This is a genomic window from Streptomyces sp. BK239, from assembly GCF_004217285.1.
GTDB lineage: Bacteria > Actinomycetota > Actinomycetes > Streptomycetales > Streptomycetaceae > Streptomyces.
In genome coordinates this window covers 51,865-72,326 of the sequence record NZ_SHKS01000011.1, presented here as the reverse complement: position 1 = coordinate 72,326, position 20,462 = coordinate 51,865, and the positions used below count along the sequence as shown (strand labels likewise).

Genomic DNA, 20,462 nt, shown 5'->3' with positions numbered 1-20,462 from the left:
CTGAAGATGGACTGCGACGCCATACCGGGAGCGCGCGCATGACCGGATCGTACCGAGCCGGGCCGCCCGATCGCGAAACGGATATCCGCGCGACCCCGCCCGCGGGACGGAACACCCCCGGCAATCCTCTCAGTCCCCGCCGCACGCCTCCTCGAAGAAGGCGGTGATCTCGGCGGTCTCCTGCAGCGACTTCATCAGCCGGTCACGCTCCGCCTCGTCCACCTGGACGGGGACGACGTCCTGGGCGCCGGTGATCCTGCGGAAGCCGCCCCGGCTCTCCAGCCGGCCCTGCACCCGCACCGGCAGCCCGACGAGATGGGCCTGCCCGGCGATGCGGTAGTCCTCCTCGTCGAGGCTGAGGCGGACGTGCGGGATCTCCGCGCCGGCGAGGACCCGCAGCCGTACGCTGCCCTCGCCGCGCGGACCGGCCCTGCGCATCCGCACCACTGTGCCGGTGATCCGCACGGGCACGGAGGGTTCCTCGCGCAGGTAGCGGGCGCCGGCCTCGCGCAGGACGGGCAGGTCGCCGGGCGAGAACTCGATCGGCTCGGCGTCCGCGGCACACCCCTCGGGGACACCCGCCGCGGGCGCCCAGGCGACGGCGACGCGGGCGCCCTCGGTGCCGCGGACGAGGGCGATCAGCGCCTCGGTCAGCTCACGGCTGGCGCCGGCCTCCACGGCGCCGTCGAAGGCGTCCATGCCGCCGGCGGCGCGCTGGTAGTCGATGGCCTCGCGCACGGCGTACAGGGCCTGGTGGAGGCGGACGGCGACAGGGCGCCCCGTGGCCACCGGCACGAAGGCGGTCAGCCGGCGCCCCTCTGCGGCGGCGCCCACGAGGACGCTGTCCAGCGTGGCGGCGGCGGTGCGCCGGTGCCGTGCGCCGTAGTAGCCGGCACGCGCGTGGGTGGCGAGCGCGCCGGCGAGGAGGATCTGCCGGGCCGCGCCGCGCAGTTGCTCGTCGGCGGCCCAGGACGCGGCCCCGGCGGTCCCTGCGGCGCCGGCCGCCCCGGCGGTCCCTGCGGGTGCGGCCGGGGCGTCGCGCCACCAGCGGATCTCGTCGCTGGGGACAGCCAGGGCGACGAGGACCTCGCGGGCGGCGGGCGTCTGACTGCGGGCCAGCGCCTGGAGTGCCTCGCCGAGCAGGTCGTCGCTGTCGGGGAAGGCACGGCTCTCCGGTACGAGCAGGCTGGTGGCGGCGCCGCCCGGGCCGGGCGGGGTCCAGCGGCCGTAGCGTCCGGCGGCGCCGCCGCGCCGCTGCCAGCCGTGCCGGCGCAGCAGCGCGCCGAGGACGGCTGGGTCGACGTCGGCGGGGTCGGGCGGACGGCTCCAGTCGGGCTCCGGGCGGCGGGCGCGGCCTGGGTCGGCGGGGTGCGGTCGTGCCGGCCGCGGTGCTTCTTCGATCGGACGGTGGGTCATGGTCTGCCTCCCGTCCCGACCCTGGTCATGATCTCGCACAGGGCCCGGTCGTCGAAGACGCGGGCGGTCGGTATCCGCACGGTGGTCCGGGTGCGGCCGGTGACCGGGTGGCCGGCCAGGTTGACCCAGTAGCAGCAGTGCCTGAGGTCGAGACGGTCGTGACCGGCCCGCAGCCAGTCGTCCCGGAGCCGGGGTACGAGCATCACGACGAGGATCTTGTGCACGGACACCGGGGTCCGGGCCAGCTTCCTGAGGTGGTCGTTGTCGAGCGTGAAGGAGAAGGTGCGGCCGGGCGGGTTCGGCGGGACCTGGTAGGTGGCTTTCAGCTGCACCTTGATGGTCACCTCGTCGTCGACGGTGTGCCCGGGGGCGCTGTGGCTGACGTGCCAGTCGATGCCGTTGTCGGGAAAGGGCTGGGAGAGCGAGCAGCCCGCGGCCGCTGCGACCGCGTGCAGATAGGCCACCTGCAGTGTCTCCATGCAGGCGGTGGTGGCGAGTGTGCCGCGCTGGGGGCCCGTGAGTTCGGGCAGCAGCCCGCCCCGTTCGGGCTGCGCTATCGCCATGGACAACAGCCTCTCGTGCACGGCGGATCCCGCTCGGGGATCCGGGTGAAAGTCCTTGTCGAGCCTCTGAACTGCAAAGACCCGTACCTCTGTTGTGTCCTACCGGCGTACGGCGCAAACAGCACGGGTATCACCCAAGCGGTAGAAGACGGACTGTCAGCTGCCGTTGTTGAACGAGGGGTTGAGTTGGTATGACGTGCTGGTACGAGGGCCCTCTGGCCGCCTTCGACACGGAGACGACGGGCGTCGACGTCGAGTCCGACCGGATCGTGTCGGCCGCGCTCGTCGTGCAGGACGCTCCCGGCGTCCGGCCGCGGGTGAGCCGCTGGCTGGTGAACCCGGGGGTGCCGGTGCCCGCCGAGGCGACGGCGGTGCACGGGCTGACGGAGGACCATCTGCACCGCAACGGCCGCTGGCCGGCGCCGGTGATGTACGAGATAGCCGAGCTGCTCGCCGAACAGGCGGCGGCGGGAAGGCCGTTGGTGGTGATGAACGCGCCGTTCGACCTGACGCTGCTGGACCGTGAGCTGCGCCGGCACCGGGCCTCTTCGCTGGGGCACTGGCTGGAGCCGGCGCCGCTCAGGGTGCTGGACCCGCGGGTCCTGGACAAGCATCTGGACCGCTACCGCAAGGGGCGCCGCACGCTGACCGACCTGTGCGCGCACTACGAGGTGGCGTTGGCCGACGCGCATGACGCGGCGGCGGACGCGACGGCCGCGCTGGAGCTCGTGCGGGCGCTGGGCCGGCGGTTCGCGGCGCGGCTGGAGCGGCTGTCCCCGGCCGAGTTGCACGCGTTGCAGACGGCGTGGCACGCGGCGCAGGCGCGGGGGCTCCAGGCGTGGTTCGCGCGCAGCGGCTCCCCGGAGACCGTGGACACGTCGTGGCCGCTGCGCCCGGCGCTGCCTGCGGCGGCGTGAGCGTGAGACGGGCATGTGCCCGGCGGGTGGGGCGGCATCGACGGGTGGGACGGCATGAAGAAGGCCGGCCCGCGTGTGCGGACCGGCCTTTCCCGGTGGGCGATACTGGGTTCGAACCAGTGACCTCTTCGGTGTGAACGAAGCGCTCTCCCACTGAGCTAATCGCCCGGGAACGCACTGAACAATACAGGTCCCCCGGGGTGTCCTTCAAACCGCTCGCAGGTACCCGTTCAGCCCGCGCCGTCCGGCGCGCATCATCAGCCGGTGGTTGGCGCGGAAGAGGGGCCGCCCCGGTACGGCGAACCTCCTGAGCATCGGCTTCGCCACGTCGACGACCTGGTCGTAGCGGGCGAGGGCGCCCGTGCCGCGCGGGGTGACCGTCCAGCGGGCCCAGCCGTCGAGGTCGCCGGTCATCGCGATCTCCAGGACCCCGGCAGCCGGGTCGCGGCATGTCTCGCGCGCGGTGAAGGTGATGTCGTACGGCAGGAGGGAGCGGACGCGGACGACTCCCGTGGTGTCGTCGATCCGGGTGACCTCCCGGACCTGGGGCCACCAGCGCGGGTAGTCCTCGGGGCGTTCCAGGGCGCCGTACACCGCTTCGGGGGGTGCGGTCAGGAACCAGAGGCTGCGGAAACGGTAGTGGGTCCAGTCCATGGGGCGAGTGTGCCGTGCGCCGGAGGCGGCGGCTCCGTGCGGGGGGACTCTGAGTACCTACTGAGTAGCCGTGCTCATGCCGTGCGCCGTGACGGCGGCCACACTCCGAAGCATGACGCACATACCGCCTCCGGCCGAGGAACTACGACTCCTCGACACCGAGTTGTGGCAACTCGACGCCCGCCGGGCGCAGTTGCTGACGCGCCGCGCCTGGCTGCTGGCCGCCTTGCAGGCGCAGCCGTCCGTACCGCCCGTCGCGGCCGGTGCGGCGGTGAGTCCCGCGGCGGGTCCGGCCGGTGCGGCGGTGGCGCCCGAGACGAGCGCTCCGCGCGTGCAGAACGTCCTGCTGATGCTCGGCGGCGTCCTGCTCACGATTGCCGCGGTGGCTTTCACCCTGGTCAGCTGGGGTCACATGGGGATCGCCGGGCGGGCCGCCGTGCTGGGCTCGGTCACGGTGGCCGTGCTGGCCGCGCCGCTGCCGCTGCTGAAGCGCGGGCTGCGTTCGACGGCGGAGTCGGTGGCCGGTCTGGGGCTGGCGCTGACGGTGCTCGACGCCTACGCGCTGTACGAGGTCGCCCTGGGCGGCGTCGACGGGACGGCGTACACGGCAGGGGCGTCGGCTGTGCTGGCGGGGTTGTGGGCGGCGTACGGCCGGGGTCTCGGCGCGCTGCGGCTGCCGGTTCCGGCGGCGCTGGCCGTCGCTCAACTGACCCTGCCGCTGTGGGCGGTCGCGTCGGGCGCGGATCTTCACGCGGTCTCGGCGGCGTTGTTGGCGACGTCCGCTCTGGACGCGGCGGGGGCGCCGCGTGCGGGTGTCCGCGCGGTCCGTGTCACCGCCGTCACCGGCGCGCTCGCCCTGGGCGCCGGTGGCGTTCTGACGGCCGGCTCGCTGGCGTGGACGGCTGCCGGTCCGGGCGCCGCCGCCCGTGCGGCGGCGCTCCTCGTCCTCGCGGCGGCTGTCGCGCTGGTCGTGGCGCGGGCGCTGCCGAAGCCGGAGGCGGCGCGGGGGCTCGCGATGACCGGCGGTCTGCTGCTGGTGGCGGCGGCCGGCGCCGTGCTGCGGGTGTCGCTGCCCGCCGGTTGGGCTGTTCCGGCTCATCTGGCGTGCGCCGTCGCGCTGGTGGCGGCGGTCCGGGGCCGGTTCGCGGAGCCGGTGCGGGAGGGTCTGGTGCGCGCGGGCGCCGTCGTGCACGCGTTGGCGCTGCTGTGGGCGGCGCCGCTGGCCGTGGTCACGCTGCTGGGGCCGCTGGGCTGGGCGGCGCGGCCGTGGTCGGGTACGCCGTCCGATGCGCGCGCCGCGGTGACCGTGGACCTGCCGTGGCCGCCGTACCCGGTCCAGGCTGTCGTCGTCCTGGCGGCCGTCACCGCCGTCCTGGTGGTGGCCGCGCGGCGGGAGGCCTGGGGCGCCTGGGCGCGGACCGGTGCGCTGGGGCTGGCCTGGACGGTGGGGATGGTGCTGCCGGCGACGCTTCGGCTGCCGTACGCGGCGGGCCTCGTGATCGTGGGGTGCGTGGCGGTGGCGGCGGCCTTCCTGTCCGTGCCGTGGTTCGCTCTGGCCGCCTCCGTCCCGCTCGCCTTCCTGTCGCTCGCGGCGCAGTCGGCGACGCTGACGGTGCTGTCGGCGCTGACCGTGCTGTGCGCCGTGGCCTCGCGCCGGCCGGGCTTCGCGCCGGTCATGGCGCCGGCGGCGCTCGCGTACGCGACCGCGCTGGCGGGTGCGACGGGGGCGGCGGCGCACTGGCAGCCCTCACACACCGCCGTGCTGGTCCTCCTGGTGCCCGTGGTCGCGGCCGCACTCGGCGCGCGGCTGGCCGGGAGCCCGGCGGGGGTGCCCGTCGAGGTGACGGGCGCCGCCGCCGCGCTGCTCGCCGTGGGGCTCTCCGTGACCGATCCGCCGATGCTGGCGCTGGTGCTCGGGCTGTGCTCGGTGATCGCCGCGGGCACGGCGGTCCGCGAAGACCGCCGGGCCGCGGGGTACGCGGCGGCCGCCCTGGCCGTGGCGGCCGCCTGGGTCAGGTTCGCCGCCTGGGACGTCACCGCCCCTGAGGCTTACACCCTGCCGGTGACCGTGCCGGCGCTGCTGATCGGCGCCTGGCGCCGCCGCCGCGATCCGGGGACGCCGTCGTGGACGGCGTACGGTCCCGGGCTGGCCGCCACGCTGGCGCCGAGCCTCGCGGCGGCGTGGAGTGACGCGCAGTGGACGCGTCCGCTGCTGCTGGGCGCGGCGGCCCTGCTGGTGACGCTGCTGGGCGCCCGGCACCGCCTCAAGGCGCCGCTGGTCCTCGGCGGTTCGGTGCTGGTCCTGGACGCCCTGCACGAACTGGCGCCCTTCCTGGTGCAGGTGGCCGACGCGCTCCCCCGCTGGGCGCCTCCCGCACTCGCCGGACTGCTGCTGCTCGCGGTCGGCGCGACCTACGAGCGGCGGCTCCGGGACGTCCGACGGGTGCGGGAGGTCCTGGGGAGGATGGGCTAGGGCCTCCCAGCCCCGGCAGTCCTGACGGCCGTGCCGGTCACGACGGCATGCGGTCGCCGAGGAGGGCCAGGTTCTCGATCGCGGCGAGGCCGTAGAGCGCGGTGTCGTTGGTGGACACCCATGCGGCCTCGCTGCCCGGCACCAGGGCGGCGGGGCCGCTGAGCGGCTCCGTCCGCCAGGGCGCGGACTCCTTGTAGCCGTCGGAGTTGTAGAACTTGTCCCACGCGCGTGCGGCGAGTTTCGTGTCGCCGGTCTGGACGGCGGCATAGGCGTCGAGGCGGGAATGGCCCTGGAAGAGCAGCAGGCTGCCGAAGTTGGCGCCGTAGCGTGCGGCCTGTTCGGCCTTGGTGGCGTTGAAGTAGCGGCAGTAGTCGTAGTAGGCCTCGTCGAACTTCGGCATGTCGACGAGGTGGATGAGTTCGGCGCACAGTTCGTTCAGGCCGAAGACGGCGGAGAGGTGCGAGACGCCGACGACCGGCTTGTCGGCGATGGCGAACCGGCCCGTGTCGAGGTCGTACAGTCCGCTGCCCTGCACGAATCCGTTGGGCTGGGCGGCGATGGTCTCCATGGTCGACAGGACGCGCGCCCTGGCCTTCTCCCACTTGGGGCCCTTGCGCTCCCACTCGGTGAGCCAGGCCGAGACCAGGCCGCTCCAGTCGGTGCCGAAGCCGATCGACAGGGCGTGCCGGTCGGGGGTGTAGGGCTCGGTGCGGATCTTGCGGATGGGGTCGAGGACGAGGAACGTCTCGTCGGAGTCGACGTTGGCGTGCATGAGGTCGCCGACGCGTTCGTCGGCGGTGAGGAAGTAGTAGTAGCGGCGGTAGGTGGTGTTGGCGATGCGCTGCTGCTTGGCGCTGTCGGCGTAGTGCTGGACGCCGTGCCGGGTGCCGAGGCCCGCCCACTTGCCGAGGTGGTAGACGTCGACCTCGCCGGTGTGCCGGGTCATCGCCTCGGCGAAGCGGAAGATGTCGGCGCGGCCGCTGCGCAGGTACGCGTACCAGAGCCACAGGTCGGGTGAGAGCTCGGAGTTGTCCCAGGCGTAGCCGCCGATGTCGTACCGCCACTGGTGTCTGACGGTGTCGTAGGTGTGCATGATGTCGCCGTGGTCCCAGAAGCCGTACCAGCGGCGCTGCTCCACCTGGTCCTTGTAGTAGGTGAAGAGGAAGTCGAGGTGGTCCTCGATCTTCGCCTTGGCCGGGGTGGAGCGGTCCGGCTCGGAGTAGAGGCCGGGGCCGAAGACCTTGGCCTTGATGAGCTGCCTGGGCGGGGCGGCGAGCTGCGGCGGCACGCGGACCGACTCGACCTGGGCGGCGAGCGTCTCGGGGGCGGGGGTGGACTCGTTGGCCCAGAAGAGGAGTTCGGAGGTACGGGCGATCCCGTAGGGGGTGCCGAAGCCGGGCTCGTAGTCCTCGTAGGTGATGTTGAGGCCTTCGAGCTGTTCGGGGAAGGTGTCCTGGCCCATGCCGTCGTGGTAGAAGCGCAGGTCCATGGGCTGGGCCTCGGGGGACCAGAGCCAGAGGGTGACCTCGGCCTCGTCGGTGTGCGCGTCGCGGATGTCGAGCTGGGAGGGGTGGCTCTCCCAGAAGTCCCTGAGGCCGAACGAGAGGCCGCCGCTGACGCCGCCGACGTACCCGAAGCCGGAGGCGCGCCTGCCGCCGCCGGCGGCGATCCAGCCGTGGCCCTTCTTGGTGCGCTTGCGCAGGGTGAAGCCGTCGGCGGAGAGCTGGGAGAGGGTGTAGTCCCCCCATTCGGGGATGTACTGCAGCCGGGTGGTGACGCGCTGGTCCCAGGTGGCGGGGTCGGGGAGCTTCTGGCCGGCGTACTGGGCCGCCTGGACCGCCGCGCCGGGGTCGCGGCGCAGGCCGGTGATGCCCTTGACGGCTTCACGCAGCAGTCCGGTGCCCTCGCCGCCGATGCGGATGTGGCGGTCGTAGGACTGGTCGCGCATCGGGACGGTGAAGCGGACGCCGAGTCCTCGGATGAAGTCGCCCTCGGCCTTGCCGGGTTCCTGCTTCCCGTCGTAGGTGATGGTGTGCACCATACGGAAGGAGTCGGCGCCGGCGTAGAAGTAGAGGCGGATGGAGAACGGCAGCCAACTCCGGCTGCCTCTGCGGTGCTTGCCGTCGACACGGACGACCGCGCGGACCGGGCCGTCCTGTTCCACGGTGACCGCGTCGATCGCGCCCTCGAACTGCTCGGTCCTGACCTTGCCCTGTTCGTCGTCCTCGATCTCGGGCTGCCGGATCATGACCAGCCGGCCGTTCCTGGCGATCTCGGTGGAGCCGCGGGTGACGGACTTGACCAGCGTGGGGCCGGACTTGCCGATCTTCGCGGTGATGACACCGGTGGAGACGGTGACGAGGCCGGTGTTCGCGGTGACGGTGACCTTCTGCGCGGGGGCGGCGGGCGCGCCGGCGCTGAGGGTGAGCTTTCCGGAGCCCGAACTGACTGCGTGGGCGGTCCACTTGAGGGACCCGTCGGGCCAGTAGGCGATCGGCCAGGACTGGACGGGGACGGCCTTGCCGCCGGCGTCGGTCAGGGCGAAGGTCTGGTCCTCCTGGTAGGCGCCCATCGGCCAGGGCACGCCGAGGGTGGAGCCGGGGGCGGCGCCGAGGCCGCCGTCCTCCAGCCAGTCCAGGGTGACCGGGTCGGTGTCGGCCGGCGCGGCGGCTGCGGCCTGCGCGTTCCTGGTCCCCAGAGCCCAGCTGAACTGGGCGGCGGCGCCGGCGACGGCGGCCGCCTTGAGCAGGGACCTGCGGGGGATGGGAGACATGGGATGCGGCCTTTCCTTCTGCGTGCGGGAGGCTTGTCCCCGCTACTGGTCAGGGGCATGACAGATGAAGGCGCGGCGCCCGTGCGCCGGCCCAGCTGCGGGGCGCCGCCCGTCAGCGGCGCCGGTACCGCTCCTCCACGGCGAGGGCGGCGGCCGCCACGGCCCCCAGCACGGGGACCGCGAGCGGTGCGACGAACCAGGCGGACAACGCCACCACGGCCAGCCCGGCGATGATCAGGAAGGACCCGGCCGGGTCCAGGACCGTCCGGCGGCCGGCCGACGCCAGCAGGGTCCGCCACCTCGCTCCCGGCGACCACACCGCCGCGGCACGCAGCACGGCCACCACGAACCCGATCAGCGCGAGCACCCCGGCGGCCCCGACGAGCGGCCCGCCCGGGAGCCCCGCGCGCACGGCCTGGACGTCCACCCGGACCGCGACCGCCGCGGCCCATCCCGCGAGCCCGACGAGCCACCCGCCGCGCAGCGCGCCGCGGAAGTCGGCGGCGAACTCCCGCCAGCCGCCCCCCTCGTGCGCGGTGCGGCGGCGCAGGTGCCGCGCCCCGGCCGCGAAGGCCGCCGGAACGGTGACCACGCCCAGCGAGGTCACCGAGATCCACACCCCGGTGAGCAGGCACTCGGCGAACACGGCGAACCGCTCGGCGAGGACCGACTCCCTGCGCGCCTTCACATGTGCCTCGGCCATCGTGATCGTCTCAGCCCTTCAGCCCGGACGTCGCCATGCCGTCGATGAGGTAGCGCTGGAAGGCCAGGAAGAAGGCCAGCACCGGCAGCAGGGCGACCAGCGACATGGCGATCATGCCGCCGTAGTCGGCCACGCCCTCCTGGTCCACGAACATCTTCAGGCCCAGGGAGACGGTGTACTTGTCGGGCTCGTTGAGGTAGATCAGCGGGCCCATGAAGTCGTTCCAGGCGTTGATGAAGGTGAAGATCGCGCTGGTGATCAGGGCCGGCCGGCACAGCGGGAGCACGATCGACCAGTAGATGCGCAGGTGCCCGCAGCCGTCGAGGCGGGCCGCCTCGTCGAGTTCCTTGGGCAGGTTGCGCATGAACTGCATCATCAGGAAGACGAAGAACGCGTCCGTGGCCAGGTACTTTCCCAGCAGCAGCGGGGTGTACGAGTTGATCATCTCCATGTTGCGGAACAGCACGTACTGCGGGATCAGCAGCACGTGGTAGGGCAGCAGGAGCGTGCCGATCATCAGCGTGAACAGCACGTTGCGGCCGGCGAACCTGATCCGCGAGAAGGCGTACGCCGTCAGCGAGCACGACAGCAGGATCCCGGCCACCGAGCCCACGGCGAGGGTGAGCGAGTTGAGGAAGAAGGTGGAGATCGAGATGTCCGCGATGCCCTCGGTGAGCCGCGTGTAGTTCGAGGTGATCGGGGAGCCCGGGAAGAGATCCAGGCTGCCGACGATGTCCTCGCTCTTCTTGAACGAGCCGCCGACCACCCAGAGCACGGGATAAAGGATCACCGCGAGGACGGCGAGGGCGCCCAGATGCCAGGCGAGCGAGCCGGGCAGACCGCGCCGCAGCGCGCCCGCCTCGGTGGACCGGGCCGGGGAGACCTCCGTGGCCGATGGGGGTACCCCCGGGTCGAGCGAGGTCGAGAGATCCGGGGAGCTCATCGGGCGCCCTCCTCGTAGTGCACCCAGCGCTTCTGGGACCAGAACAGCACCGCCGTCACCAGGGCGACCGCGACGAGCAGCATCCAGGCCATGGCGGAGGCCAGGCCCATCCGGCTGTTCTCGAAGCCCTGGACGTACAGATAACAGGTGTAGACCATCGAACCGTCCGCGGGCCCGCAGGCGTTGCCTCCGGCGCCGCCGCCGACGATGTACGCCGAGCTGAAGATCTGGAAGGAGTGGATCGTCTCCAGCAGGACGTTGAAGAAGAGGACCGGGGAGATCATCGGCAGGGTGATGTTCCAGAACCGCCGCCATGAGCCGGCCCCGTCCACCTCGGCGGCCTCGTACAGCTCGCGCGGGACCTGCTTGAGGCCGGCGAGGAAGATGACCATGGGGGCGCCGAACTGCCATACGGTGAGCGCCACCAGGCTGTAGACGACCATGTCCGGGTCGCCGGCCCAGCCGCCGACGTCCACCCCGAAGAGCTTCTGCGTACGGTCGACGATCGCGTCGTCCGAGAAGATCGCCTTCCAGACGATCGCCACCGAGACGCTGGCCCCGATCAGCGAGGGCGCGTAGAAGGCGGCCCGGTAGAAGGCCTGCCCGCGCCGCTTCTGGGCCAGGAGCAGCGCCACGCCGAGCGCGGCGAGCAGCTTCAGCGGTGTGCCGACGACGACGTACCAGAGCGTCACCTGCACCGAGTGGCGCCAGCGTGGGTCCTCGAACATGGTGGTGAAGTTGTCGAGGCCGATCCAGCGGGGCGCGTCGAAGAGGTTGTAGTCGGTGAAGGCGAAGTAGAGCGAGGCGATCATCGGCCCTGCCGTGAGCAGCAGGAACCCGGCGATCCAGGGGGACATGAAGAGATAGCCGGCCAGGTTCTCCCGGCGCCGCCGCCGCTTGAGGGCGGCGGGGCGCTCGGGTTTCACCGGACCGTGCCGCGGCTCGGAAGGCTTGTCCTCGGACAGGCCCGCCATCGCAGGGGCGTGTGTCACGGTGGTTCCCATCAGCCGGCGAGAGCCGTCTTCGACTCGGTGAAGAACTGCTTGACGGCGTCGTCCACCGACCGCTTCCCGAGGGCCATCTCCTCGGCGATGCGCAGGAAGGCGGACTCGCAGATGTCGGCGCCGTTCGGGTGCGGGGTGATGGGCTCCAGGACGCCCGTCTCGACGAGGGACGTCTCGTAGGCGGCGATCGCCTTGTTCACCTCGTCGGTCGGCTTGAACGCGTCGAACTGGGCCTGGGTCGCGGGCACACCGCGGTCGTAGCCCATGATCTTGGCGACCTCGGGGTCGTGCACCATGAAGGAGATGAACTGGGCCACTTCCTTGGGGTGCTTGGTGCGCTTGGAGGCGCTGAGCATGAGGGAGCCGAGGTACTGGCCGGTCTTCTTGCCGTCGGTGGTGGGGATGGGCGCCAGCCCGTACTCGCTCTTGCCCTCGGAGGTGTAGCGGACGGTGAAGTTGTCCCAGGTGAACTCACCCGCGGCGAGTTCGCCGGCGACCGCCGACTTGGGCTTGATCTGGGCGACCTTCTTGGGGTCGGCGTAGCTCCCGTCCTCGACGCTCTTCTCGGCCTTCGCCCACCAGGCCTTCAGATCCGCCTCGGTGAAGCCGAGTCCGCTGTCGGTGAAGAACGCCTTGCCGTTCTGGCGGAGGTACAGGTCGTAGAGGTACATCACGCCGTACATGCCGCTGTCGCCGGCGCGGCCCGCCTTGTCGCGGATCTTCTTCATCGCCGCGTCGAAGTCGTTCCAGGTCCAGCCAGGCTCCGGCTTCACGCCCGCCTTGGTGTAGACGTGCTTGTCGATCACCAGGGCCATCGAGTTGGAGCCGACCGGGACACCGAGGAGCTTGCCGTCGATCTCGCCGAACTTCTCGAGGCCGGCCCGGAAGCCGTCCATGGCGAGATTGCCGGCCTTGACCTGCTCGCCGAGATCGAGCAGGACGTTCTTGGCGTCGTATTTCCGCAGGAAACCAATGGCGTTCTGGAAAACGTCGGGCGGATTCCCGCCGGAGGCCTGGGTGTTGAACTTCTTCCAGAAGTCGGTGTACGGCTGAAAGTCCGTTTTCACCTTGATCTTCGGATACTTCTTCTCGAAGAGCGCGATGGTCTTGTTGATGCGCTGAGCCCTGTCCTCCGAGCCCCACCACGCATAACGGATCGTCACCGTACCGTCCGCGGAGGTCCCGCCGTCACCGCCGCACCCCGTGGTCGCCGCCAGGCCCAGTGTGGCCGCCGTCGCCCCTGCGGCCTTGAGGATCGTTCGTCTGCCAACATCCGTGCTGGTTCCCACAGTCGGGACCTCCCCGCGGCGTCGTCGCCATCCATGAATCGTTTCAAGAAAGCGCTTGCTGGCACAAGGTACGAGGGAGCTGAGAGAGCGTCAATGATTCGGACAGAATTTCCTCGCGGGCGGGGTGTGGGTGGGGTGGGCGGGGTGTGGGTGGGGCGGGTGGGTGGGGCGGGCGGGTGGCGGCGAGGTGCGGGGGCGCACATGTCGGCTGCGGGGGCCCCGGGAGGCCGCCGCAGGTCGCGCGGGGGCCTCCGCAGGCCGCCGTAAGCCGCGTGGGGCTGCCGCGTGGGGCTGCCGCGGGGGAAGCCGCGTGGGGCTGCCGCGTGGGGGCGCGCGGAGGGAGGCCCGCAGCAGCCGCGCGTAGCGGCCGCTGCGGGAATGCGCCTGTCAGCGAGCGGGAGCGAGCGCGACCGGGGGGCGTTGGTGCAGTCGAACGCCAGGATGGCCGCAGGAAGCGAGTCGTGACGGGGAGCCGTCGGCACAGCCGAGCGTCGGGAAGGCCGCAGGAGGCGAGTGCGCTCCCGGGCCTCCGGTACAGCCGCACGTCGGGAGGCGGCCGGGATCGAGCGCGCCGGGGCACCGTTGACGCAGCCGAACGCAGGGACGGCCACGGGAAGCAAACGTGACCGGGAGCCGTCGGCGCAGCCGAGCGTGGGAACGGCCGCGGGAAGCGAGTGCGGCCCCCGGGCCTCCGGTACAGCCGCACGTCGGGAGGCGGCCGGGATCGAGCGCGCCGGGAGGCCTCAGGGCGACCGGCCGGTCGCCCGCCGCACGCAGCCGAACGCCGGGACGGCCGCAGGAAGCAAGTGCGACCGGGAGCCGCCGGTACAGGCCACACAGGGACAGCCGCCGGAAACGAGCGTGACCAGGAACCGCCTCACTCATGTCCGGCACAACCGAACACGGGGACGACGGCCGGGAGCGAGCGTGACCGGGGCCGTCGGGGCGGCGGCCGAAGGGCCGATGGGCAGCCGAACGCAGGGGCGACGGCCGGGTGCCGAGCGTAACCGGGGGCCGCCGGTGCAGCCGAACGTCAGGGAGGCGGCCGAGAGGTGCGGCCGGGGCCCGCGGCGCAGCCGAACGCAGGGACGGCAGCCGGAAAGCAAGCGTGACCGTGTGCCGCCGCACACCGCACACACGGACGGCCGCCGAGAACCAGCCTGGCCAGGAGCCGTCCGCACAGCCGAACGTCGGGGAGGCGGCCGGGAGCAGGTTGCGGCCGGTAGCCGGTGGCACAGCCGCACGATGGGGCAGCCGCCGGGGGCCGTCGGCGTGGAGCGGGTGCGGGAAGGCGGCCGGAGCCGTTGGGCGCGGGAGGCCGCGGGAAGCGTGCGTGGGCGACCGGGTCCGTGGCGGTCAGGGGGTACGGCGGGAGCGCTACGGCGGCTCGTGGTCACGTCGGCTCCCGGCGGAGCACCCCGTCGCATGATCGCGGGCAGGCGGCCGTTCTGCGCTCTGGTCCAGGTCGGCGGCGGTTGCGTGCCCGAGGCGTCGCGCCCTCGTGCCCCCGGCGGGCGGGGCGGGGCACCCCCTCGGAGCGATCGCGGGCAGGCGGCCGTTCGGCGCTCTGGTCCAGGCCGGCGGCGGTTGCGTGCCCGAGGCGTCGAGCCCTCGTGCCCCGGCAGCCGGGGCGGCGCACCCCGTCGCATGATCGCGGGCAGGCGGCCGTTCGGCGCTCTGGTCCAGGCCGTCGGCGGTTGCGTGCCCGAGGCGTCGAGCCCTCGTGCCCCGGCAGCCGGGGCGGAGCACCCCGTCGCATGATCGCGGGCAGGCGGCCGTTCTGCGCTCTGGTCCAGGCCGGCGGCGGTTGCGTGCCCGAGGCGTCGCGCCCTCGTGCCCCGGCAGCCGGGGCGGGGCCGTCCGGCCGACCGGTTCGAGGCGAGCCGGGCTCGGATGCCCGACCTGCCTGCAGTCCCGCCCCTGGGTGCCCCCCGGGGCCGGCACCTGGGGCCAGCTGCGTTCCGGGGCGCGCCCCGCATCGCGGGCCCGCCGGGCCGGACACCGCGTCGCCATGGCAGGACCGCCCGGCAGCGCGGACCTGCGGGCCGGAACACCGCGTCGCCACAGCAAGACCGCCCGACATCTGGGCCCGCCCGGAGGGACACCGCGTCGCCACGGCCACCGCCACCGCCACCCACCCGTCCGGAACCCGCCGGCGCGCGCCGGCAGCCCCCGCCGCCCGCTGCCCAAGACACGACGAAGGCCCGTCCGCGACGTGGTGGTCGCGGACGGGCCGTCGTGCCGGGTGGGCGATACTGGGTTCGAACCAGTGACCTCTTCGGTGTGAACGAAGCGCTCTCCCACTGAGCTAATCGCCCGGGCGCACGGAGAACATTACCCCAAGTCAGAGGGTGGCCGTGACCGCCCGCCGCTCGGGCGGAGCGGTCGGCGGGTCACTGGTCCTTGATCTTCCAGGGCATCTCGAAACCGAACTTCCACACGTAGAAGCCCAGGATGGCGCCGATCACCACGAGGCCGATCGAGGTCAGGATGATGTTCCGTTTGCGGACCCTGGGGTCCAGGGCGCGCTGGGCCGCCTCGGTGACCTTGCGCTTGGTCCAGCGCAGGACCAGCTGGGCCCAGACGAACTCGGTCGCCCAGATCGCCATGCCGCCGAAGATCACGACCCAGCCCGGTCCGGGCAGCGGGAGCATGATGATGCCGGCGATCACGACCGCCAGGCCGACGATGAAGATCCCTACCTGCCAGCTGAGGTGCAGCACACGGCGGGCCTTGACGAATTCGGGCGCCCGGGACCCCAGGCCCTGCTCGGCCTCGGTCCGCTCCTCGCCCGTCCTCGCGTCGTCCGCCGTCATGGCGACCTCACCCGGCCCGCCACTCCCCGTATTCATACGACCAAACCCTACCCGAGAGATTCCGGTCACCGTAATGGTGGTACTTCGCGAACGTTCCCTCCGCCGGAAGAGTTACGTAAACGCACGCAAAACACTCAGAGGGGTTTACAACGGCACCGTAGGTGGCATGTCGATTTCGCCGACGTGCGAATCCCCGAGCGCACACTGAGCGAAAGGCCCTGGCGCTTATGAACACCACGGTCAGCTGCGAGCTGCACCTGCGCCTCGTTGTGTCGAGCGAGTCCTCCCTGCCTGTCCCCGCAGGCCTGCGGTACGACACGGCCGACCCCTACGCCGTGCACGCCACCTTCCACACCGGAGCCGAGGAGACCGTCGAGTGGGTGTTCGCCCGCGACCTCCTCGCGGAGGGCCTGCACCGGCCCACGGGCACCGGCGACGTCCGCGTCTGGCCGTCGCGCAGCCACGGTCAGGGCGTCGTCTGCATCGCCCTGAGCTCCCCTGAGGGGGAGGCCCTGCTCGAGGCCCCGGCGCGGGCCCTGGAATCCTTCCTGAAGCGAACCGACGCGGCCGTGCCTCCCGGCACGGAGCACCGTCACTTCGACCTCGACCAGGAGCTCTCGCACATCCTGGCGGAAAGCTAGGACGGGGCTCCCGCAGAGCTGCCCGACGCCGTCCACTCGGGGAGACGGCTCGGGCCAGGACAACCGCATAGGGCAAGCGCCGACGCCGCGCCTCGGGTTTCCCGTGGTGCGGCGCCGGCGTGCGCAGCGCCACCCCCGCCGGGCGACATGGGCCACCCCGCCGGGCCGAGCGGCTACCATCGGCCAGCATCGGCGGGCGCCCGCCCGTCCCCCAGGCCAGGGAGCGAAACGTGCTGATCACCCACGACACCCGGTGCGCCCTCGACGCCGTGGTGGATCTGGTGAACACCGCGCCGGAGGACGACGCCGTCCCGGACGGGCTGCCGAACCTGGCCGCCCTCACGGACTTCGTGCGAAAGCACGAGATCAGCGACGTTGGCGTGCTGTCCGAGTTCGACCTCTCCGCGGTGCGCAAGGTCCGGGGGCGGTTCGCGAAGGTGTTCGCGGCCCCGGACGCCCGCGCCGCCGCAGGACTGATCAACGAACTCGTCGCCGCCGCGGGCACCACCCCGCGCCTCACCGACCACGACGGCTACGACTGGCACGTGCACTACTTCGCGCCGGGCGCCTCGATCGCCGACCACCTGGCCGCCGACTGCGGGATGGCGCTGGCGTTCTTCGTGGTGGCCGGCGAGCAGGAACGCCTGCGCCGCTGCGAGGCCCCCGACTGCCGGCGCGCCTTCGTGGACCTCTCCCGCAACCGCTCCCGGCGGTACTGCGACAGCCGCACCTGCGGCAACCGTCTCCACGTCGCCGCCTACCGCGCGCGCCGCAAGGAAGCGGCCGGCTGACTCCCAGGGCCGCTCAGGGCACGCTGGTCCGCCGTCGATGCCGACGCGGCCCCGGCGGGTGGCGCCGGGGACCGCGGGTACGGCTCACAGCAGCAGCAGGTCGTGCAGCGAAGCCATGAGCAGCAGACACCCGATCACCGCAAGGAAGATCATCAGCGGTGGCTGGGAAAGGGCGAAGAGGCATCCGCGCGGCTCGTCCTGAGGTGGCGCGGCGTCGCTCTGTGTCGTGTCCAGCATCTCGCGGGCGATGATGACGCAGGCTCCGCCGCGGGTGCGATCAACACGCCCGAACTGAGCGGGTGTGCGCCGGATTCCGTGATCTCCGTTTCCGGGCGTGATCACTTACGCGCGCGTGCGGTCCGACTGTGTCGCTTCGGCCGCCGGCGCGTCGGGCCGCCGCTTCGGTGACCCTGCCGCCGGCGACCGCTTCATATGCCGTGCTTCTTGAGGATGGCCTCGATGTCGCTGAAGTCGTCGGTGGCGGTCGCGCGGGGTGCGGCGGAGGGTCGGGCGGTCGGACGGGCCTGGCCAAGGGAGGGCGCCGAGGCGGCCGGGGCCACGGCCTCGCCCCGCGCGGCGCGCGCCGCCGCCTTGCGCTCCTTGCGGGTGCCTCCCCGCCGCCGCTCGACGGCGCGCGTCGTCATGAACAGGGCCCAGGCCCCGCCGAGCAGACCGAATCCCAGCCAGGCGGTGGGGCTGAAGGCGGTGTCGGCGACCCACTCGACGACTCCGGTCAGCACCAGACCGAGCGGTACGAGAGCGTAGGCCGCCATGCGGGCGGCCGTCAGGTAACGCTTCCGGTACGCCGTGACCGCGGCGATGCCCAGGCCGGCCGCGGCGACGGCGGAACAGACGGTTTCGGCGATCATCCGGTCCTCCAGACGCGGCACAAGGGGGGCAAGGTCGAATCGGCTGGGCGTCGCGGGCTGCGCGGCGCTTCGTCCTTCCATCCTGCACCTGCGCGAGGGCGCCGGGCCATGCCCCGGCCGGACATCAGGGACATCTCCGGGTCACCTCCTCCACAGGTGCCGGTCCGGGGCGGGTGGCTCTCAGGTACTACGGGGTCTCTGCGACCCGGGTACGGGGGCAGGTACGGGGTGGTCCGGATCGGGTGGCGCGGAGCGGGCTGGGAGACTGGGTCCATGAGCGACTCCTCCCCCGCCGCGTCGGTGTCCGCCGACGCGTCGACGTCCCCCTCCGCCCGTCCCGCCGTCGTCCTCGACGTGTGGTGCGAGTTGCAGTGCCCGGACTGCCGCGGCGCCCTCGACGACCTCCGCCTCCTGCGCGAGCGCTACGGCGACCGGCTGGAGCTGCGGCTGCGGCACTTCCCGCTGGAGAAGCACAAGCACTCCTTCGCCGCCGCGCAGGCCGCCGAGGAGGCCGTGGAGCAGGGCAAGGGGTGGGAGTACGTCGAGGCGGTCCTCGGCCGGGTCGAGAAGCTGGACCGTGAGGGCGAGCCCTTCCTGATCGACACCGCCCGCCAACTGGACCTGGACGCCGAGGAGTTCGACACCGCGCTCATCGACGGCCGGCACATCCTGATCGTCGACGCCGACCAGGCCGAGGGCAAGGCGATCGGCGTCACGGGCACCCCGACGTACGTCATCGGCGGGGAGCGCCTCGACGGCGGCAAGAGCCAGGAGGGGCTGCGCGAGCGGGTCGAGGAGCTCGCGGACCGGCTGCTCGCCGAGCAGGAGTAAGGCTCGCTCCCCGGCCCCCGCACCCCACTCCCCTCAGAGCAGGCTTTTGAACATCGAGTAGCCGACCGGGACGTATCCCAGTGACTCGTAGAGCCGTTCGGCGGGCGTGTTGTCCGCGAAGACGTTGAGGCCGATGACCCGCTTGCCGGCGGTGATCGCCTGCACCTCGGCCAGCAGCATCAGCGAGCGGCCGTGGCCCCGGCCGCGGAAGGCCTCGTCGGTCTCGACGTCGTACACGTAGGCGCGGTCCTCGTGCAGGCCGAGCCAGAGCACGCCGACGCGGACGCCGTCGTGTTCCAGGACGCTGATCCGCATGCTCTCGGTGTCCCGGCCGTCCGGCAGGAGACGCGCGGTGTCGCGCTCCGACCTGGCGCGGGCCTCGTCCGGCGGGACCCCGCGGCTGATCCAGTCCGCGGCGTACCCGTCGACGCCGTGCGCGCGCCACGGCCCGAACTCGGCCTCGGTCAGCGGCCTGGCCTCGCTGCCCGGAGGCAGCCGGGGGGCCACGGCGTCGAGTGGTTTGGCCAGGCCGCGGTTGCGGTGGACGTATCCGAGGGCGCCGGCCAGGCGCAGGGCGGCCTCGGCCCCGGCCGGCACCCGGATCTCGATCCCCCGGCAGCCCCAGCCCCGCGCGACCTCCTCGGCGGCGAGCGCGGCGACCGTGCCCCGGCCGCGCCCGCGATCGGCCTCGTCGACGTGCAGGTCGTCCACGCGGGCGACGGCCGGCCCGAAGTCGGGGTGGGTGGACAGGTGGACCGCGCCGACCGGGCGGCCGTTCACGCACACCTGGTAGTGACGGGACAACGCCCCGTCGGCGGCGCGCTGGAGCGGCTCGGTCGGCCGCAGAGTCGTGGTCATCAGGGGGTTTCTACCCGCCGTACGGGCCGAAGTCAGCCTGTTTTTCCCAGCGCTTACGGCTTTCCGGCCCTCAGGGGGAGCCCTTGAGGGCGGGGCTCACGGGTCGAGGTCGTCGGCCGCTCGTTCGTCGAAGACGCGCATGGCCTTGGCGGTCACCGGCCCCGGCGCGCCCGGCAGTTCACGGCCGTCGACGCGGTGCACGGCTTGGACGTCGCGCAGGGTGGAGGTCAGGAAGACCTCGTCGGCGCGCTCCAGGACGTCCAGCGGCAGGTCGGTCTCCCGCGCGCCGGTCCACTCCACGGCCAGCGCGCGGGTGATGCCGGCGAGGCAGCCCGAGGCGAGCGGCGGGGTGTGGATCTCGCCGTCCAGGACGACGAACACGTTCGACCCGGTGCCCTCGCAGAGCCGGCCGACGGTGTTGCCGAACAGGGCCTCGGAAGCGCCGTCCCGGTGCGCGTGGGCCAGGGCGACGACGTTCTCGGCGTACGAGGTGGTCTTCAGGCCGGTGAGCGCGCCGCGCTCGTTGCGGGTCCACGGGACGGTGATCACGGCCGTCGAGTCGGGGCGGCGGGTGGTCTCACCGAGGGCGACGACGAGGGTCGGGCCGTGATCGCCGCGGTCGGAGCCGAGGGGGCCCTGCCCGCCGGTGTAGGTGATGCGCAGGCGGCCGAGCGGCATCGGGTTGGCTTCGAGGACGGCGGCGCAGGCGCGGCGGACCTCGTCGAGGTCGGGGTCGGGCAGGCCGAGGCCGCGCGCGGAGCGGGTCAGCCGGTCGAGGTGCCTGGTCAGCGCGAACGTGGTCCCGTTGCTCGCCTTCACCGTCTCGAAGACGCCGTCGCCAACGGTCAGTCCGTGGTCCAGGACGGAGACACGGGCGGACTCGAACTCCTGCAGACCGCCGTCCAGCCAAAGCTTCACTGC

18 protein-coding genes and 2 tRNA genes are annotated in these 20,462 nt (G+C 72.7%); 5 read left to right on the top strand and 15 right to left on the bottom strand.

Translation table 11 applies throughout. The annotated features are described in order from the left end of the window. Window positions 1-129: 129 nt before the first annotated feature. Together EV567_RS26555 and EV567_RS26550 are read right to left on the bottom strand one after the other, a co-directional pair. Window positions 130-1,416: a hypothetical protein gene (locus EV567_RS26555; protein WP_130444448.1), complete on the bottom strand. Its 1,287-nt coding sequence runs from the start codon at window positions 1,414-1,416 to the stop codon at window positions 130-132. Next, window positions 1,413-1,979 (bottom strand): DUF4365 domain-containing protein, encoded by a 567-nt coding sequence (locus EV567_RS26550; protein WP_130444446.1) that lies wholly within the window; start codon window positions 1,977-1,979, stop codon window positions 1,413-1,415. The genes EV567_RS26555 and EV567_RS26550 overlap by 4 nt, the downstream gene beginning before the upstream one ends. A 191-nt stretch (window positions 1,980-2,170) precedes the next feature. Here EV567_RS26550 and EV567_RS26545 point away from each other — a divergent pair, with 191 nt between their 5' ends. Further along, window positions 2,171-2,896, top strand: coding sequence for an exonuclease domain-containing protein (locus tag EV567_RS26545; RefSeq protein WP_130444444.1), 726 nt, complete (start codon window positions 2,171-2,173; stop codon window positions 2,894-2,896). 96 nt (window positions 2,897-2,992) lie between these two features. Here EV567_RS26545 and EV567_RS26540 read toward each other — a convergent pair. After that, a tRNA-Val gene (locus tag EV567_RS26540) sits at window positions 2,993-3,064 on the bottom strand. A gap of 39 nt (window positions 3,065-3,103) precedes the next feature. Next, window positions 3,104-3,550 (bottom strand): SRPBCC family protein, encoded by a 447-nt coding sequence (locus EV567_RS26535; RefSeq protein WP_130444442.1) that lies wholly within the window; start codon window positions 3,548-3,550, stop codon window positions 3,104-3,106. Between the two features lie 112 nt (window positions 3,551-3,662). Between EV567_RS26535 and EV567_RS26530 the strand changes: the two genes are divergently transcribed. Beyond that, window positions 3,663-6,023 (top strand): SCO7613 C-terminal domain-containing membrane protein, encoded by a 2,361-nt coding sequence (locus EV567_RS26530; protein WP_242621013.1) that lies wholly within the window; start codon window positions 3,663-3,665, stop codon window positions 6,021-6,023. Between the two features lie 37 nt (window positions 6,024-6,060). Here the strand turns inward: EV567_RS26530 and EV567_RS26525 are convergent, their stop codons facing one another. From EV567_RS26525 to EV567_RS26495, 7 genes are all read right to left on the bottom strand, one after another. Continuing rightward, a complete protein-coding gene (locus tag EV567_RS26525; protein WP_130444440.1) occupies window positions 6,061-8,796 on the bottom strand; it encodes a Tat pathway signal sequence domain protein in 2,736 nt (911 codons plus the stop codon). A gap of 112 nt (window positions 8,797-8,908) precedes the next feature. Beyond that, a complete protein-coding gene (locus EV567_RS26520) occupies window positions 8,909-9,499 on the bottom strand; it encodes a hypothetical protein (protein ID WP_130444438.1) in 591 nt (196 codons plus the stop codon). A gap of 10 nt (window positions 9,500-9,509) precedes the next feature. After that, complete coding sequence (locus tag EV567_RS26515) at window positions 9,510-10,442, bottom strand: carbohydrate ABC transporter permease (RefSeq protein WP_130444437.1); 933 nt, start codon at window positions 10,440-10,442, stop codon at window positions 9,510-9,512. Beyond that, on the bottom strand, window positions 10,439-11,446 hold the full coding sequence (locus EV567_RS26510; protein ID WP_165430496.1) for a carbohydrate ABC transporter permease: 1,008 nt from the start codon (window positions 11,444-11,446) through the stop codon (window positions 10,439-10,441). Before EV567_RS26510 ends, EV567_RS26515 begins: the two co-directional genes overlap by 4 nt. After that, window positions 11,446-12,735: an ABC transporter substrate-binding protein gene (locus EV567_RS26505; protein WP_130444432.1), complete on the bottom strand. Its 1,290-nt coding sequence runs from the start codon at window positions 12,733-12,735 to the stop codon at window positions 11,446-11,448. The genes EV567_RS26510 and EV567_RS26505 overlap by 1 nt, the downstream gene beginning before the upstream one ends. A gap of 2,246 nt (window positions 12,736-14,981) precedes the next feature. Further along, a tRNA-Val gene (locus tag EV567_RS26500) sits at window positions 14,982-15,053 on the bottom strand. 75 nt (window positions 15,054-15,128) lie between these two features. Beyond that, the gene (locus tag EV567_RS26495) at window positions 15,129-15,587 is read right to left on the bottom strand and encodes a TIGR02611 family protein (protein WP_130444430.1); all 459 of its coding nucleotides are present in this window, start codon (window positions 15,585-15,587) and stop codon (window positions 15,129-15,131) included. 191 nt (window positions 15,588-15,778) lie between these two features. Here EV567_RS26495 and EV567_RS26490 point away from each other — a divergent pair, with 191 nt between their 5' ends. Both EV567_RS26490 and EV567_RS26485 read left to right on the top strand, forming a co-directional pair. Continuing rightward, entirely contained in the window at window positions 15,779-16,192 is a 414-nt protein-coding gene (locus EV567_RS26490; protein ID WP_004002642.1) for an SsgA family sporulation/cell division regulator, read from the top strand. 230 nt (window positions 16,193-16,422) lie between these two features. Beyond that, window positions 16,423-16,983 (top strand): CGNR zinc finger domain-containing protein, encoded by a 561-nt coding sequence (locus tag EV567_RS26485; protein WP_130444428.1) that lies wholly within the window; start codon window positions 16,423-16,425, stop codon window positions 16,981-16,983. Between the two features lie 84 nt (window positions 16,984-17,067). Here the strand turns inward: EV567_RS26485 and EV567_RS27900 are convergent, their stop codons facing one another. Both EV567_RS27900 and EV567_RS26480 read right to left on the bottom strand, forming a co-directional pair. Continuing rightward, window positions 17,068-17,220: a hypothetical protein gene (locus tag EV567_RS27900; protein WP_020128804.1), complete on the bottom strand. Its 153-nt coding sequence runs from the start codon at window positions 17,218-17,220 to the stop codon at window positions 17,068-17,070. Window positions 17,221-17,411: 191 nt separating this feature from the next. Then, the gene (locus tag EV567_RS26480; RefSeq protein ID WP_130444664.1) at window positions 17,412-17,852 is read right to left on the bottom strand and encodes a hypothetical protein; all 441 of its coding nucleotides are present in this window, start codon (window positions 17,850-17,852) and stop codon (window positions 17,412-17,414) included. A gap of 273 nt (window positions 17,853-18,125) precedes the next feature. On the opposite strand from EV567_RS26480, the gene EV567_RS26475 reads away from it, so the two are divergent. Beyond that, window positions 18,126-18,683, top strand: a complete 558-nt coding sequence (locus tag EV567_RS26475; RefSeq protein WP_207228860.1) for a DsbA family protein — start codon at window positions 18,126-18,128, stop codon at window positions 18,681-18,683. Window positions 18,684-18,716: 33 nt separating this feature from the next. Here EV567_RS26475 and EV567_RS26470 read toward each other — a convergent pair whose 3' ends face one another. Both EV567_RS26470 and EV567_RS26465 read right to left on the bottom strand, forming a co-directional pair. Continuing rightward, window positions 18,717-19,541: a GNAT family N-acetyltransferase gene (locus tag EV567_RS26470; protein WP_207228859.1), complete on the bottom strand. Its 825-nt coding sequence runs from the start codon at window positions 19,539-19,541 to the stop codon at window positions 18,717-18,719. 96 nt (window positions 19,542-19,637) lie between these two features. Further along, entirely contained in the window at window positions 19,638-20,459 is an 822-nt protein-coding gene (locus EV567_RS26465; protein WP_130444422.1) for an aminotransferase class IV, read from the bottom strand. Window positions 20,460-20,462: the final 3 nt, after the last annotated feature.

Excerpts from the sequence above, each read along its gene's own strand:
- EV567_RS26555 (WP_130444448.1), bottom strand. The coding sequence starts at position 1,416 with ATGACCCACCGTCCGATCGAAGAAGCACCGCGGCCGGCACGACCGCAC.
- EV567_RS26550 (WP_130444446.1), bottom strand. The coding sequence starts at position 1,979 with ATGGCGATAGCGCAGCCCGAACGGGGCGGGCTGCTGCCCGAACTCACG.
- EV567_RS26545 (WP_130444444.1), top strand. The coding sequence starts at position 2,171 with ATGACGTGCTGGTACGAGGGCCCTCTGGCCGCCTTCGACACGGAGACG.
- EV567_RS26535 (WP_130444442.1), bottom strand. The coding sequence starts at position 3,550 with ATGGACTGGACCCACTACCGTTTCCGCAGCCTCTGGTTCCTGACCGCA.
- EV567_RS26530 (WP_242621013.1), top strand. The coding sequence starts at position 3,663 with ATGACGCACATACCGCCTCCGGCCGAGGAACTACGACTCCTCGACACC.
- EV567_RS26525 (WP_130444440.1), bottom strand. The coding sequence starts at position 8,796 with ATGTCTCCCATCCCCCGCAGGTCCCTGCTCAAGGCGGCCGCCGTCGCC.
- EV567_RS26520 (WP_130444438.1), bottom strand. The coding sequence starts at position 9,499 with ATGGCCGAGGCACATGTGAAGGCGCGCAGGGAGTCGGTCCTCGCCGAG.
- EV567_RS26515 (WP_130444437.1), bottom strand. The coding sequence starts at position 10,442 with ATGAGCTCCCCGGATCTCTCGACCTCGCTCGACCCGGGGGTACCCCCA.
- EV567_RS26510 (WP_165430496.1), bottom strand. The coding sequence starts at position 11,446 with ATGGGAACCACCGTGACACACGCCCCTGCGATGGCGGGCCTGTCCGAG.
- EV567_RS26495 (WP_130444430.1), bottom strand. The coding sequence starts at position 15,587 with ATGAATACGGGGAGTGGCGGGCCGGGTGAGGTCGCCATGACGGCGGAC.
- EV567_RS26490 (WP_004002642.1), top strand. The coding sequence starts at position 15,779 with ATGAACACCACGGTCAGCTGCGAGCTGCACCTGCGCCTCGTTGTGTCG.
- EV567_RS27900 (WP_020128804.1), bottom strand. The coding sequence starts at position 17,220 with ATGCTGGACACGACACAGAGCGACGCCGCGCCACCTCAGGACGAGCCG.
- EV567_RS26480 (WP_130444664.1), bottom strand. The coding sequence starts at position 17,852 with ATGATCGCCGAAACCGTCTGTTCCGCCGTCGCCGCGGCCGGCCTGGGC.
- EV567_RS26475 (WP_207228860.1), top strand. The coding sequence starts at position 18,126 with ATGAGCGACTCCTCCCCCGCCGCGTCGGTGTCCGCCGACGCGTCGACG.
- EV567_RS26470 (WP_207228859.1), bottom strand. The coding sequence starts at position 19,541 with ATGACCACGACTCTGCGGCCGACCGAGCCGCTCCAGCGCGCCGCCGAC.